This window comes from Stella humosa (genome assembly GCF_006738645.1).
In the GTDB taxonomy this organism is placed as follows: domain Bacteria; phylum Pseudomonadota; class Alphaproteobacteria; order ATCC43930; family Allostellaceae; genus Allostella; species Allostella humosa.
Genome location: NZ_AP019700.1, coordinates 4,514,343 through 4,529,030, shown reverse-complemented (window position 1 = coordinate 4,529,030; position 14,688 = coordinate 4,514,343). Strand labels below are relative to the sequence as shown.

At 71.3% G+C, this 14,688-nt stretch carries 12 protein-coding genes; 9 read left to right on the top strand and 3 right to left on the bottom strand.

The features are described from left to right. The first annotated feature begins 7 nt into the window (after window positions 1-7). From rapZ to ptsP, 4 genes are read left to right on the top strand one after another with little or no spacing between them, the layout of a single operon-like run. Window positions 8-943, top strand: coding sequence for an RNase adapter RapZ (gene rapZ, locus STVA_RS21195; protein WP_123691841.1), 936 nt, complete (start codon window positions 8-10; stop codon window positions 941-943). A gap of 33 nt (window positions 944-976) precedes the next feature. After that, window positions 977-1,381 carry a PTS sugar transporter subunit IIA gene (locus STVA_RS21190; RefSeq protein ID WP_123691839.1) on the top strand — a complete coding sequence of 135 codons (405 nt, stop codon included), beginning with the start codon at window positions 977-979 and terminating at the stop codon, window positions 1,379-1,381. An 11-nt stretch (window positions 1,382-1,392) separates the two neighbouring features. Further along, window positions 1,393-1,665, top strand: coding sequence for an HPr family phosphocarrier protein (locus STVA_RS21185; RefSeq protein WP_123692860.1), 273 nt, complete (start codon window positions 1,393-1,395; stop codon window positions 1,663-1,665). Continuing rightward, window positions 1,655-3,415: a phosphoenolpyruvate--protein phosphotransferase gene (gene ptsP / locus STVA_RS21180; RefSeq protein ID WP_123691837.1), complete on the top strand. Its 1,761-nt coding sequence runs from the start codon at window positions 1,655-1,657 to the stop codon at window positions 3,413-3,415. Before STVA_RS21185 ends, ptsP begins: the two co-directional genes overlap by 11 nt. Window positions 3,416-3,435: 20 nt before the next feature. On the opposite strand, the gene STVA_RS21175 is transcribed toward ptsP, so the two are convergent. The 3 genes from STVA_RS21175 to STVA_RS21165 are packed head-to-tail and all read right to left on the bottom strand — an operon-like array spanning window position 3,436 to window position 7,774. Next, window positions 3,436-4,308 (bottom strand): 4-(cytidine 5'-diphospho)-2-C-methyl-D-erythritol kinase, encoded by an 873-nt coding sequence (locus STVA_RS21175; protein WP_123691835.1) that lies wholly within the window; start codon window positions 4,306-4,308, stop codon window positions 3,436-3,438. Beyond that, complete coding sequence (locus STVA_RS21170) at window positions 4,298-6,127, bottom strand: tetratricopeptide repeat protein (protein ID WP_123691833.1); 1,830 nt, start codon at window positions 6,125-6,127, stop codon at window positions 4,298-4,300. Before STVA_RS21170 ends, STVA_RS21175 begins: the two co-directional genes overlap by 11 nt. A gap of 12 nt (window positions 6,128-6,139) precedes the next feature. Beyond that, entirely contained in the window at window positions 6,140-7,774 is a 1,635-nt protein-coding gene (locus STVA_RS21165; RefSeq protein WP_123691831.1) for an electron transfer flavoprotein-ubiquinone oxidoreductase, read from the bottom strand. A 328-nt stretch (window positions 7,775-8,102) separates the two neighbouring features. Between STVA_RS21165 and STVA_RS21160 the strand changes: the two genes are divergently transcribed. The 5 genes from STVA_RS21160 to STVA_RS21140 all read left to right on the top strand — a co-directional run bounded on the left by STVA_RS21160 (window position 8,103) and on the right by STVA_RS21140 (window position 14,683). Then, the gene (locus tag STVA_RS21160) at window positions 8,103-8,672 is read left to right on the top strand and encodes a uracil-DNA glycosylase (RefSeq protein ID WP_338069551.1); all 570 of its coding nucleotides are present in this window, start codon (window positions 8,103-8,105) and stop codon (window positions 8,670-8,672) included. Window positions 8,673-9,004: 332 nt separating this feature from the next. Next, the gene (locus STVA_RS21155) at window positions 9,005-10,630 is read left to right on the top strand and encodes a lytic transglycosylase domain-containing protein (RefSeq protein WP_170216558.1); all 1,626 of its coding nucleotides are present in this window, start codon (window positions 9,005-9,007) and stop codon (window positions 10,628-10,630) included. Beyond that, the gene (gene moaB / locus STVA_RS21150; RefSeq protein WP_123691825.1) at window positions 10,617-11,165 is read left to right on the top strand and encodes a molybdenum cofactor biosynthesis protein B; all 549 of its coding nucleotides are present in this window, start codon (window positions 10,617-10,619) and stop codon (window positions 11,163-11,165) included. The genes STVA_RS21155 and moaB overlap by 14 nt, the downstream gene beginning before the upstream one ends. A 146-nt stretch (window positions 11,166-11,311) precedes the next feature. Then, window positions 11,312-12,355, top strand: coding sequence for an aminoglycoside phosphotransferase family protein (locus tag STVA_RS21145; protein ID WP_123691823.1), 1,044 nt, complete (start codon window positions 11,312-11,314; stop codon window positions 12,353-12,355). 30 nt (window positions 12,356-12,385) lie between these two features. Beyond that, window positions 12,386-14,683: an ATP-dependent helicase gene (locus STVA_RS21140; RefSeq protein ID WP_123691821.1), complete on the top strand. Its 2,298-nt coding sequence runs from the start codon at window positions 12,386-12,388 to the stop codon at window positions 14,681-14,683. Window positions 14,684-14,688 lie beyond the last annotated feature (5 nt).

Genomic DNA, 14,688 nt, shown 5'->3' with positions numbered 1-14,688 from the left:
CCTCTCCATGACCCGGGACAACGACCCATCCGATACTGGTCGTGCGGTCGAATCGCGCCCGGATTTCGATGGGGAGCAGGATGATCGCCCGCGGGTGGTGATCGTCACCGGCCTGTCCGGCGCCGGCCGGACGACGGCACTCCGCGCGCTGGAGGACCTGGGCTACGAGGCGGTCGACAACCCGCCGCTGGCCCTGCTGGCCGGCCTGCTGCATGCCGATGCGCCGGCGCCCCGGCCGATGGTCATCGGCATCGACGTACGCACCCGCGATTTCGCCACCCCCACGTCGCTGGCCCTGCTCGACCGCATCGCGTCCGAGGGCGGCCGGCGCATCACGCTCCTCTTTCTAGACTGCGAGGACGAGGTGCTGGGGCGCCGCTTCACCGAGACCCGGCGGCGCCACCCGCTGGCGGTCGACCGGCCGGTGCTGGACGGTATCCGCCGCGAGCGCGAGATCGTCTGGCCGCTGCGCCGCCGCGCCGACCTGGTGCTCGACACCACGGCCCTGCCGCCAGCCGAACTGAAGCGCATCCTGGAAGGGCATTTCGCGCTCAACGCGGCGCCCAGGCTGGCGATCTCGGTCATGTCCTTCTCGTACCGCCAGGGCCTGCCCAGGGAGGCGGATCTGGTGATCGACGTCCGCTTCCTCGACAATCCGCACTATGATCCGGTCTTGCGGCCGCTGACCGGCCGCGACCCGGCCGTCGGCGCGCGGGTGGCAGCCGACCCGGACTTCGCGGCCTTCTTCGACGGCTTGACCGGCTGGCTGGCGCCGCTGCTGCCGCGCTATGCCCATGAGGGGAAGAGCTACCTGACCATCGCCATCGGCTGCACGGGCGGCAAGCATCGCTCCGTCTACTGCGCCGAGCGGCTCTCGGCCTGGCTGGCCGCCACCGGCATGCCAGCCCGCCTTCACCATCGCGACGTCGACCGTGCATCCTGACGCCCGGCCGTCCCGCCGAACGGTAAGAAATTCATGATTGGAATGGTTCTCGTGACCCATGGCCGCTTGGCGGACGAGTTCGTCGCGGCCCTGGAGCATGTCGTCGGGCGGCAGACGAACATCGCCGCCGTGTGCATCGGCCCCGAAGACGACATGGAACGGCGGCGGCAGGACATCATCGATGCCATCCGGACGGTCGAGGCGGGGGCCGGCGTGGTCCTGCTGACCGACATGTTCGGCGGCACGCCGTCCAACCTCGCCATCTCGGTGATGGAGCCCAACCGGGTGGAGGTGATCGCCGGCGTGAACCTGCCGATGCTGATCAAGCTGGCCTCGGTGCGGGCCACCGCCAAGCTGCAGCCCGCCGTCGCCAGCGCCCAGGAGGCGGGACGCAAATATATCAACGTCGCCTCGCAACTGCTGTCCGAGGGCCGGTGAGCGCCGTCGCCATGGGCACCGCCCGCCGCAGCGTCCTCATCGTCAACAAGCGCGGCCTGCATGCGCGGGCCGCCGCCAAGTTCGTGAAGCTGGCCGCCACCTTCGATGCCGAGGTCACGGTCTGCCGCAGCGGCACCGGGGTTTCGGGCGTCTCGATCATGGGCCTGATGATGCTGGCGGCCGGTCCGGGGACCGAGCTGTCGGTGTCGGCCTGCGGCGAGGGCGCGGAGATGGCGGTCGAGGCCCTGGCCCGCCTGGTGGCGGCGGGCTTCGATGAAGACTGACCGCGCCGAACGCACCCTGACGGGCCTGCCGGTCTCGCCCGGCATCGCCATCGGCCCGGTCTATCTGCACGATCCGGGCATCGTCGCCGTCACCGCCTATTCCATCCCGACGGCCGAGCTGGAGCACGAGCGCCTGCGCTTCCACCGCTCGGTCGATGCCGCCCTGCTGCAGATCGACAAGCTGCGCGCGCGGGCCGAGATGCTGCCCGAATCGGCGCAGGAGGCAGCCGTCGCCCTGCTCGAGGTGCACCGCCAGATGCTGTCCGGCTCGCGCCTGGTGCGCGGCGTCGACCGCCGCATCCGCGAGAACCGGATCAATGCCGAGGCGGCGCTGGAGACCGAGCTGGCGGCCATCGTCGAAAGCTTCTCGGCCATCGCCGACCCGACCATCCGCTCGCGCGTGGACGATGTCCGCGGCGCCGGCCACCGGGTGCTGCGCCACCTGACGCAGACCGCCTACCATTCTTTCGCCCGCGTGCCGACCGGCTCCGTCGTGCTGGCCGAGGAGCTGACGCCGGCCGATGCCGCCCTGATGGACCCGGCCCGCATCCTGGGCTTCGCGGCGGCCGTCGGCGGGGTCGAGGGGCATACCGCGATCATGGCGCGAGCCCTGCACCTGCCGGCCGTGCTGGGCGTGCGCGGCCTGCTCGATGCCGCGGCCGGCGCCAGCATCGTCGTCGTCGACGGGGTCGACGGCCAGGTCGTCTTCGATCCGGGGCCGGACACGCTGGCCGCCTTCCGCCGCCGCCGGGCGGCCCTGGCCCGCCAGCGCCGCCGGCTGGTCGCGGTCGCGGCCCTGCCGGCCATCACCGACGACGGCGTGGCGATCTCGCTCAACGCCAACATCGACCTGCCGGCGGAGGTGGACGAGGCGCGCGCGCTGGGGGCGGACGGGGTCGGCCTGCTACGCACCGAGATCCAGTTCATGAACCGCGAGGACCTGCCCGACGAGGACGCGCAGTACGAGATGCTGCGCGCGGTGGTCGAGGGGCTGGACGGCCGCACCGTCACCATCCGCACGCTCGACATCGGCGGCGACAAGCGGGCGCCGGCCTTGGCCGCGCATTTCCCGGAAGGTCCCAATCCGGCGCTCGGCCTGCGCGCCATCCGCTATTCGCTGAAGGTGCCGCGCCTGTTCGAGACGCAGGTGGCGGCCATCCTGCGCGCCGGTGCCCATGGCAGCATCCGCATCCTGCTGCCGATGCTGACCTCGGTCGGCGAGATGCGCCAGGCGCGCAACATCATCCAGCGCACCGCCCGGCGCCTGCGGCGCCAGGGTGTCGCCATCGCCGACCCGCTGCCGCCCATCGGCGCCATGATCGAGACGCCGGCGGCGGCATTGGGCGCGGACGCGCTCGCCGACCATTCGGACTTCTTCGCCATCGGCACCAACGACCTCACCATGTACACGCTGGCGATCGACCGCAGCGACGAGCAGGTGGCCAGCCTCTACAACCCGTTCCACCCGGCGGTCCTACGGCTCATCGTGTTCGCGGTGACGGCGGCGCGCGAGCGGGGGATCCCCATCAGCGTCTGCGGCGAGATCGCGGGCGATCCGCGTTACACCGCCCTGCTGCTGGGCCTGGGCCTGCGAGAGCTGTCGATGTCGCCCGGCAGCTTGCCCCGGGTGAAGGAGCGCCTGCGCGCCGTCGACGTGGCCGAGGCCCAGACGCTGGCCGCTCGCTCGGTCGCGGCCCACGACGCGGCCCACGTCATGGTCCTGGTCGAGCACTTCAACGCGTCGCTCTGACGGCCGGCGCCTCGCCCCGTCTACCGCAGCCGCGTCGCCGCCACCCACCAGCCCGGCTGCTCCCGCCGCAGCCGCCGGGCGGCGCGGGTGGCGTCGCCCGCATCGGGGAAGAGGCCAAAGCAGGTGGCGCCGCTGCCGGACATGCGGGCGAGCCGGCAACCCGGCGCGGCGGTGAGCCGTTCCAGCACCGTGCCGACGGACGGTGCCAGCACGCGGGCCGAGTCGGTCAGGTCGTTGCGGGTGTCGGCCAGCGCTGCCAGCAGCCCGTCGGCGTCATCGGTCGCAAAGGCGGGCAGGGCGGGCCGCCAGTCGCCCTTTCGCGCCCGGAACACCTCGGGCGTGCCCAAGGGAACACCGGGATTCACCAGCAGGATCGGCAGGCTGGGAAAGCTGGCGCAAGGGCTGAGCCGGTCGCCGATGCCGGCGATCCGGGCCGGCATTCCTGCCAGGCACATCGGCACGTCGGCGCCCAGGCTGGCGGCCAGGTCATGCAGGTCATGGTCGCGCGGCCAGCGCCACAGCCGGGTGAGAGCGCGCAGCACGGCGGCGGCGTCGCCCGACCCGCCACCCAGGCCGGCCGCAACCGGCACCCGTTTCTCCAGTCGGATATGAGCGCCTTCGCCCGATGGCCCCAGGTCGCGCAGGGCAACGGCCGCCTTCAGGGCAAGGTTGCTGCCATCGGCCGGAACCTGGGCCGCGAACGGGCCGTCGACCGCGATCGACAGGTCGTCGGCCGGTGTCACCTCCACCCGGTCGCCGAACGCGGTGAAGGCCACCAGCCCATCCAGCAGGTGGTAGCCGTCCGGCCGCCGGCCGACGAGGTGGAGGAAGAGATTGACCTTGGCCGGGGCAGCTTCGCGAACGGTGCGCGGGCGGCGGACGTCAGCCGCCATTCGCCGGCTTGGCCGCGGCATCGAGCCCGCGCGACAGCTTGGCCTCGATCGGGGCCACCTGGTCGGGCTCGGGCTTCAGGGTAAGCGCGCGCTGCCACTGCACGCGCGCCTCCTGCCGGCGGCCGGTGCGCCAGTAGGCATCGCCCAGATGGTCGTTGATGACGGGGTCGAGCGGGCGCAGCTCGACGGCGCGCTCCAGTTGCTCGGTCGCCTCGTCGAAGCGGCCCATGCGGTACATGACCCAGCCCAGGCTGTCGACGATGTAGCCGTCCTCGGGCCGCAGCTCGACTGCCTTGCGCAGCATGCCGAGCGAGCGCTCCAGGTTAAGCCCGCGGTCGACCCAGCTATAGGCCAGGTAGTTGAGGACGTAGGGCTGGTCCGGCTGCAGCTCCAGCGCCTTCAGGAAATCGGCCTCGGCCCGGTCCCAGATCTTCGACCGTTCGAGCGCGATGCCACGCGAATAGATGGCCGACCAGTGGCGCGGCTCGATGCGCTCGATGCGGCCCAGCCCGGTATCGTAGGCGGCCACTGCATCGGGAAAGCGCGAGCGCGCGCGTAGGATGTCGCCCAGCCGCAGGGCCGCCTCGGGCCGGTCCTTGCGTTCCTCGACCAGCCGGCTGAGCTCGCCCACGGCCTCGTCTGTGCGCTCCAGCTTGTCGAGCGCGCTGGCGGCGCGCAGGCGCGCCGACCAGTGGAACGGCGAGTCGGTGCCGATATCGAGATAGGCCTGCCGGGCGGCGTCGTAGCGGTCGTAATCCTCCAGCAGGTCGGCCAGCAGCATCCGCGCCAGCGTATGGTCGGGGTTGAGCGACAGGGTCAGGCGGGTGACGATGAGGGCCAGGTCGCGCGACTGCGGCTGGTTGGCGGCGGTCGCCACGTCGAACAGGGCCTCGGCCAGCCCGGCCTTGGAATCGCCGACCATCGGCGGCGTGCCAGGCTTGCGGGCGGCGATCTGCGCGTTCTCGCCCGCCAGCAGCTCCGGCTCGCCGGTCGCCTCGGCGAAGCGTCGGGCGACGTCCTCGGCACCCGCGAAGTTGCCCTGCCGCAGCAGGAAGTTGATGTGCAGGCGGGCCAGGCGCAGGTTGCCCGCCCCGCCCTGGTCGGCCAGCTTGTAGCGTGCCGCCGCATCGTCGGCGCGGCCGGCGCGATCCAGGATCAGCGCGCTTTGCAGCGCGATCACCGTCTTCAGGGCGGCCTGCTGGCGCAGCGGCTCCAGTGCCGCCAGGGCGGCGTCGACGCGGCCGGCCTCGGCCTGGATCCAGGCGCGGATGAGGGGCACCACGAGGCGGTTGATGCCGCCGTCCGGCATGCGCTCCAGGAAGGCCTGGGCGGCCGCCGTGTCGCCGCGGCCGATGGCGTCGACCGTCAGGGCCAGGTTCGCCAGGCCGGCGCCGGGATTGTCGACGGCAATGCCCTTGGCTAGGCCCGCTGCCTCCACCGTGCGCCCTTCGCTCACCAGCAGTTGGAAGGCGCGCATGCGCAGCGTCGCCTCGTCGGGGTCGGCGGTCAGCGCCTCCAGGATGAAGTCGGCCGCGATGCCGTACTGATGCTGGCGCTGGGCATGCAAGCCGGCCAGGTAGGCGCCGGTCGCCGTCTTGCCCGGGGTCTTGCCGGCCGCGTCGATGGCGGCCGCGATCTCGGGGTCGAGGGCCGCCTGCTCGCCGGCGGACCAGGCCACGCCCGGCGAGGCCGCCAGCAGCGCGCTGCCCGCGAGGCCGAGCCAGAAGCCGCGCGCACGGATCGTCAGGCGCTGCCTGGCGGAAGCCTGCGGGGCGAACGCCGCGGGCCGGCCGGGGATGGAGGTCGGGGCAACAGGCATCGCGTGCGATCCTCACATGTTCGGATAGTTGGGACCCCCGCCCCCCTGCGGTACCACCCAGTTGATGTTCTGGGTTGGATCCTTGATGTCGCACGTCTTGCAGTGGACGCAGTTCTGCGCGTTGATCTGCATCCTTGGCGCGCCGTCCTGGCCATCGCGCACGATCTCGTACACGCCGGCCGGGCAGTACCGCGTCTCCGGCGCGTCGTAGAGCGCCAGATTGTGCGAGATCGCGACCGCCGGGTCCAGCAACTGAAGATGGACCGGCTGGTCCTCCTCATGGTTGGTGTTCGAGATGAACACCGAGGACAGCTTGTCGAAGCTGACCTTCCCGTCGGGCTTGGGGTACGCGATCTTCGGCGCCTCGCTTGCCTTCTTCAGCGACTCGTTGTCGGCATGGTGGTGCAGGGTCCAGGGGGCCTTGCCGCGAAAGAGATAGGTATCGAGCGCGGAATAGACCAGCCCGCCATAGAGCCCATGGCGGAAGGACGGGCGGATGTTGCGCACGCCATGCAGCTCTTCCCAGATCCAGCTTCGCCGCACTGCCTCGGGATAGGCCGTGACCTCGCGCGGGCCGTTCTCGACCGACAGCGCGTCATAGACCGCCTCGGCCGCCAGCATCGCCGACTTCATGGCCGTGTGCGTGCCCTTGATCTTGGGCACGTTGAGGAAGCCCGCCGTGCAGCCGACCAGCAGGCCGCCCGGAAAGGTCAGCTTGGGGATGGATTGCAGCCCGCCCTCGTTGATCGCGCGCGCGCCATAGGCGATGCGCCGCCCGCCCTCGAAGACCGGGCGCATCTCGGGGTGGGTCTTGAACCGCTGCATCTCGTCGAACGGGCTGAGATGGGGGTTCCAGTAGTCGAGCCCGATGACGAAGCCGACCGCCACCTGGTTGTTCTCCAGGTGATAGAGGAACGAGCCGCCATAGGTCTTGTAGTCGAGCGGCCAGCCGATGGTGTGGATGACCGTGCCCTGGCGATGCACGGCCGGGTCGACCTCCCACAGCTCCTTGATGCCGATGCCGAAAGTCTGCGGATCGACGCCCTCGCGCAGCGCGAAGCGGGCGAACAAGGTCTTGGTCAGCGACCCGCGCGCGCCCTCGGCGAAGATGGTCTGGCGGCCGCGCAGCTCGACGCCCGGCTCGTGCGCGTCGGTCGGCTTGCCGTCGCGGCCGATGCCCATGTCGCCGGTGGCGACGCCGACGACGGCGCCATCCTCGTCATAGAGGACTTCGGCTGCCGCGAAGCCCGGATAGATCTCGACGCCCAGCGCCTCGGCCTGGGTCGCCAGCCAGCGGCAGACATTGCCCAGGCTGACGATGTAGTTGCCGTGGTTGTTCATCTGCGGCGGCGTCGGCAGGCGGCGCGCGGCATTCTTGGTCAGGAACAGGAAACGGTCGTCGCCGGCCGGCGTGTTCAGGGGCGCGCCGCGCTCCTGCCAGTCGGGGAACAACTCGTTCAGCGCCCGCGGCTCCAGCACGGCGCCCGAGAGGATGTGGGCACCGATCTCGGAGCCCTTCTCGATCACGCATACCGAAAGCTCATGCCCGCGTTCGGCCGAGAGCTGCTTCAGCCGGATCGCCGCCGTCAGCCCGGCCGGGCCACCGCCGACAACCACGACGTCATACTCCATCGCCTCGCGCTGCATGCAGGGGACCTCCGACAGGTTGAGCGAAGCCGCGCTTCTGTCACAGAAATACGGCAAATGCTAGGCTTGCACCATGCGTCCGGAAGAAGCTCTGGCCCTGCTGCAATGGCAGATCGCGATCGGTGCCGACGAGGCCATCGGCGAAACCGCGCCCGACCGCACCGCGGTCAGGCCGCCCGCGCCTGCTGTCCAGCCGGCCGGGCCGGCGGCGGCGCGTCCGCCCGCGGCCGTCCAGCCGGGGCCATCCACCGTCCTGCCGATGCGCCGGCCGGGGCCGGTCGCGGCGCTGCCCGTGGGGGCGACGTCGGCCGATGTCGCGGCCGCCGCCATGGACCTGGCCCAGCTCCAGGCGGCGATGGAAGCGTTCGAGGGCTGCGCCTTGCGCCGCACCGCGACCAACACCGTCTTCGCCGACGGCAACCCGGCCGCCCGCGTCATGGTGATCGGCGAGGCGCCGGGCGCCGACGAGGACCGGCAGGGCAAGCCCTTCGTCGGCGTCAGCGGCCGGCTGCTCGACCGGATGCTGGGGGCGATCGGGCTCGACCGCAATTCCGCCTACATTACGAATATCCTGCCGTGGCGACCGCCCGGCAACCGCACGCCGACCGCGGCCGAAATCGCGATGTGCCTGCCCTTCGTGCGCCGGCACGTCGCCCTGGTCGACCCGGCGATCCTCGTGTTCGTCGGTGGTGTCTCTGCGTCCACGATGCTGGACCGCAGCGAGGGCATCATGAAGCTCCGTGGCCGATGGCACCAGTATCGGACAGACGAGGGCAATAAAACGATCGATGCGATGTGTGTATTCCATCCCGCATTCCTGTTGCGGACGCCCGCCAGAAAGCGGGACGCGTGGCGGGATTTGCTTTCGATCCAGGCACGTCTGATAACTCCGGATTGAAACACCGGGAAAACAATCGGTTATGAGAGTTTTCCACAGAAAATTCCGTCTGGGCGGGTCGATTTTGCTTGCGGGCATGGAACCGCCCCCTTATTGGGCAATTGATGTCCGGTTACCTGTCCGCGGCCCCCCCGGCGCGCTGGCACCGGCCGATGGCGGCGCTTGCGCTGTCCGCCGGTGTGTTGCTCGTCTCGGGGCCAGTATCCGCCCGTCCGGATGATACGCAGTCCGCTGCCCTGGTGCCCCACGCATCGGAGCGGCGAGGAGAGTACGGTCTTCCCCGCGTTCTGGGGGCGGCCGACGTCCAGCGGTATCGTCGGGCTTTTGCATTGATGCGCGATGGATCGTTCGCCGAAGCGGAGAAGGCCGCATCGTCCATCGCCAACGAGATCGTCATGGGGCACCTGCAGGCCGAGCGCCTGCTGCACCGCGACTACCGGTCGAGCTATCGTGAGCTGTTCGACTGGATGAAGCTCTATGCCGACCTGCCGTCGGCCCGCACCATCCACACGCTGACCATGAAGCGTCGTGGCCGCAACCCGGCCCCGCCCGGGGTCGAGGCGCCGGTCGTCGACGGCATGCTCGACCTGTTCGATTCGAGCGCGCTGCCCGAAGCCGGCGACGCCAAGCCGGCCGTCGGCATGCTCGATCGCCCCCGCGAGGAGCGCGGCCGCATGTCGGCCGTCCGCCAGCGTGTCCGCCAGTTGCTGGGCAAGGGCGATTTCGAGGGCGCCGGCAAGGTGCTGGCGGCGGGCGAGAAGCGCGGCCTGGCCGAGGCCGACCGCATCCTGGTCCTGGGCGACATCGCCCGCTTTGCCTTCTTCGCCGGCCGCGACGAGCGCGCGGTCGAGTTGGTGCCGCTGGACGGCGAGGGGCCCGTGGTCGCGCGCTGGTTCGCCGGCCTGTCGGCCTGGCGCCTGGGGCGGCACGAGATCGCCCGCCAGCATTTCGAGGCGGTCGCTCGCGCGCCCGACCTGTCGGGCTGGATGACGGCGGCGGCCGCCTTCTGGGCGTCCCGCACCCATCGGGCGCTGGGCGCGGGGGACGCCATGCAGGCGGCCTTGCGCCAGGCGGCCGACCATCCGACCACCTTCTACGGCCAGCTCGCCAGCCGGCAACTGGGCAACCTCGCCGCCTATGGCGAGGGCACCGACCGGCCCGAGATCGAGGTCGACCGGCTGATCGGCATTCCCGCCATGCGGCGCGCCATCGCGCTGGTCGAGGTGGGCGAGCCGGCGCTGGCGATCGACGAGCTGGTGGCGCTGGCGCGGGCGGCCCCGACGGCGGTCGCCGACTCGGTTGTGGCGTTTGCCCGCACCGCCGGCCTGCGCCGGGCGGTGCCGCGCATCACGGCCGCCATCCGCGAGGCCGAGGGTGCGCTGTTCGACGATGCCATGTACCCGATGCCGCGCTGGGCGCCGGAGGGTGGGTTCACCGTCGACCGGGCGCTGATGTTCGCCATCATCAAGCAGGAATCCAACTTCCGCATGCATCTGGTCAGCCCGGCCGGTGCCCTGGGCCTGATGCAGATCATGCCGAAGACGGCGGCCTTCATCGGCCCCGACAGCCTGCGCGGACGCGACCTGCACGACCCCGGCGTCAACCTTGCCGTCGGCCAGCGCTATATCCGCCACCTGCTGGAGCAGGATCCGATCCGCGGCAACATCATCTTCACCGTCGCGGCCTACAACGGCGGCATCGGCCGGGTGACGCGCTGGCTGTCCGAGATCCGCCACAACGACGACCCGTTGCTGTTCATGGAGGCGATCCCGACCGCCGAGACGCGGCAGTTCGTCGAGCGGGTGGTGTCGGCCATGTGGATCTACCAGCGCCGGCTGGGCGACCGCACGGCCAGCCTGGACGCCGTTGCCGCCGGGCAATGGCCGGTGTATGGCTCGGGCGAGGATGCGCAGCGTCCGTCCATCGCCAGCACCGAGGGAGCCCGTGTCGAAGATTGACCAAACGCGGCCGTTCCTGGCGGTCAATGTAGCCATCCTGACCGTCTCCGACACGCGGACGGCGGCCGACGATCGGTCCGGCAACGTGCTGGCCGAACTGGCCGCGGGCGACGGCCACCATGTCGCCGTGCGCCGCATCGTGCGGGACGAGCAGGACGCCATCATCGCCCAGTTGCGCGAATGGATCGCCGATCCGGCGATCGACGTCGTGGTGGCGACCGGCGGCACCGGCGTCACCGGCCGCGACGTGACGCCGGAGGCGTTCGAGGCGGTGTTCGAGAAGCGCATCGACGGCTTCGGCGAGCTCTTTCGCTGGCTGAGCTATGCCAAGATCGGCACGTCGACGATCCAGTCGCGCGCGACGGGCGGGGTGGCCGGCGGCACCTACCTGTTTGCCGTGCCCGGGTCGCCCGGGGCGTGCCGCGATGCCTGGGAAGGCATCCTGCGCACCCAGCTCGACAATCGCCACCGGCCCTGCAACCTGGTGGAGCTGATGCCCCGCCTGCAGGAGCACCTGGCGGCCAAGGTTCTCTGACCGCCGTTCTCTAACCCCTCCATCGGCCTGGACGCGTCCGGCGGCCCGCGCCGAATTCGGTTGCCAGCGCGGCCCCGCGTCCATACATCGGCAGCCGGTATCCCAACCGTTCCCGTTTCACCCCCATTGCCTCGCCGGGGCCGCGCTTGCCGCTGATCGTCGATCTCGACCGCCTGCACGCTGCCATCGTCCGCCTGCCCGGCATGGCGGGGGTGGCGCCGGACGCGCTGTCGCCGCTGGCGGCGGGCGGGGTGGCGCACGACCATGTCCGCATCCTGGGTACGGGCCTGCTGGCCCGGGTGCCGCGGGTGAGCCAGATGGCGATGGCCGCCCGCGACAACCTGCTCTACCAGGCGGAATGCTTCCGGCGGCTGGCGGCCAGCGGCGCCACCCCCCGGCTGGCCGGCGTGATCGAGCCGGGCTGTGGCCTGCCGATGGGGGCCCTGCTGGTGGAGGACGTTGCCGGCCGGCCGGCGCGCGTGCCGGCCGACCTGCCGGCCATCGCCACGGCGCTGGCCGCCATCCATCGCCTGCCGGTGCCGGCCGAGCGCGCCCCGCTGGTCGACCATACCGACCCGGTCGCCGGCACCTGGGCCGTGATCCAGGGGCAGGCCGTCCATTTCGCCGCGGCGCCCGCCAGTGCGGCGGTGCGTGCGGCGCTGGACGCGGAATGCGCCTGGGCGGCAGCGCTCGTCGCTGCGCCGCCGCATCCCCCGGCGCCGCGCACCCTGGTCGGCACCGACACCCATCCCGGCAACTTCCTTATCGCCGGTGACGGGCGGGCGATGTTCGTCGATGCCGAAAAGGCGCTCTACGGCACGCCCGCGATCGACATCGCCCACGTCACCCTGGCCACCTCGGTCCTGTGGAGCGCGCCCGATGCCACCCCGGTCGGCGCCGCCGACATCCTGGCCTTCGAGCGGGCCTGGCTGGCTGAACTGCCGGCCGACCTGGGAAATGCGCTCCGGCCCTGGGTGCGGCCGATGCGGCGGCTGACCTGGCTGCGGTCGATGAGCTGGTTCGCCCGCTGGTGGGTGCTGTCGCGCGACGACCCTGCCTGGTCGGCGGCGGCCCTCGATGCGGGCCTGGCCGACCACATCCGCGGACGCGTCCGGCAATTCTTCACCGACGCCATGGTGGAAGCGGTGCGGGCGGAGTGGCTGGGACCCGATCCGCTGCCCGCGCCGTGACGGCGCCAGTGCTATACCATTCGAGGACCCATGCCTGAATCCCCCGCAGTTCCCACCGCAGGCCCGCCCTGGCTCGCCAACCTCAACCCCGCGCAGCGCGCGGCGGTGGAGACGGTGGACGGCCCGGTGCTGGTGCTGGCCGGCGCCGGGACCGGCAAGACGCGGGTGCTGACGGCGCGCCTGTCCTACATCCTGCTGACGAGGCGGGCCTGGCCCAGCCAGATCCTGGCCGTCACCTTCACCAACAAGGCCGCGCGGGAGATGCGCGAGCGCGTCGGCCACATGATCGGCGACGCGGTCGAGGGGCTGTGGCTCGGCACCTTCCATTCGGTCGCCGCCCGCATCCTGCGCCGCCACGCCGAACTGGTCGGGCTGAAGCAGAACTTCACCATCCTCGATACCGACGACCAGCTTCGCCTGGTGAAGCAGTTGCTCCAGGCCGAGGGCATCGACGACAAGCGCTGGCCTCCGCGCACCGTGCTGGGCGCCATCGAGCGCTGGAAGGACCGCGGCCTTACCCCGGCCCAGGTGCCGGGCGACGAGGCGGTGGGCGAGGTCGCGGGCGGCAAGCTGCTGCGCATCTACGAGCAGTACCAGGAGCGCCTGCGCACCGTGAACGCGGTCGATTTCGGCGACCTGCTGCTGCACAACCTGACCCTGTTCCTGACCCGGCCCGAGGTGCTGGCCGAGTACCACCGCCGCTTCAAGTACCTGCTGGTGGACGAGTACCAGGACACCAACGTCGCCCAGTACCTGTGGCTGCGCCTGCTGGCGCAGGAGCATCGCAATCTGTGCTGCGTCGGCGACGACGACCAGAGCATCTATGGCTGGCGTGGTGCGGAGATCGGCAACATCCTGCGCTTCGAGGCGGACTTTCCCGGCGCCAGCATCGTCCGGCTGGAGCAGAACTACCGCTCGACCGCGCCCATCCTGGCCGCCGCGTCCGGCCTGATTGCCAAGAATGCGGGCCGGCTGGGCAAGACCTTGTGGACGGAGTCCAGCGGCGGCGAGCGGGTGCGCATCCACGGATTGTGGGACGGCGAGGCCGAGGCGCGCTGGGTGGGCGAGGAGATCGAGGCCCGCCAGCGTGACGGCACCGGCCTGTCGCAGATGGCGATCCTGGTCCGCGCCGGCTTCCAGACCCGCGAGTTCGAGGAGCGCCTGCTGAAGCTGGGCGTGGCCTACCGCGTCTTCGGCGGCCCGCGCTTCTACGAGCGCCAGGAGATCCGCGACGCGCTGGCCTATCTGCGCCTGGTCCACCAGCCCGACGACGACCTGGCGTTCGAGCGCATCGTCAACCTGCCGCGCCGCGGCCTGGGCGACGTGGCCCTGCGCGCCGTTCACCAGCGCGCCCGCGGCCAGGGCGCCTCGATGACGGCCGCGGCCTCCGGCCTGGTCGCCGATGGGGCGACCGGCGAACTGAAGCCGGCCGCGCGCAAGGCGCTGGGCCTCTTCCTGGACGATCTCGACCGCTGGCGCCGGATGGCGGCCGACCAGCCCCATACCGACGTCGCCCGCACGGTGCTGGACGAGTCCGGCTATACCCGCATGTGGCAGGCCGACCGCTCGCCCGACGCGCCCGGCCGGCTGGAGAACCTGAAGGAACTCGTGGTCGCCATGGCCGAGTTCGAGAACCTGGCCGGGTTCCTCGAGCATGTGTCGCTGGTGATGGAGAATGCCGACGCCAGCGGCGGCGAGATGGTGACGCTGATGACGCTGCACGCCGCCAAGGGGCTGGAGTTCGACTGCGTCTTCCTGCCGGGCTGGGAGGAGGGGCTGTTCCCCCACCCGCGCGCCCTGGACGAGAAGGGCACGGCCGGGCTGGAGGAGGAGCGGCGGCTGGCCTATGTCGGGCTGACGCGGGCCAGGCGGCGCGCCTATGTCTCGTTCGCCGCCAACCGGCGCATCTACAACCAGTGGACGGCCGCCATCCCGTCCCGCTTCGTCGACGAGCTGCCCAAGGACATGGTGGAGCTGACGGCCGACCAGGGGCTCTACGGCTCGGGCGGGTTCCAGACGGGCTTCGGCGCCGGCGGTGCGGCCGAGCCGCGCTGGAGCTATGCTGCCAGCCAGCCGCGCGGCGACGTGGCGCCGACGCCGTCGCGCCCGCCGCCGATGGTGCTGGAAGGCAAGTCGCGCACGGTGGCGCCGCGGGCGGCACCCAAGGTGCCGTTCCAGCGCGGCGACCGGGTGTTCCATGCCAAGTTCGGCTATGGCGACGTGACTGCGGTCGACGGCGACAAGCTGTCGATCCGCTTCGACAAGGCAGGGGAGAAGAGCGTGATCCACAGCTTCGTGCAGCCGGCCGAGCAGGCCGGCCAGGCATGACAAGG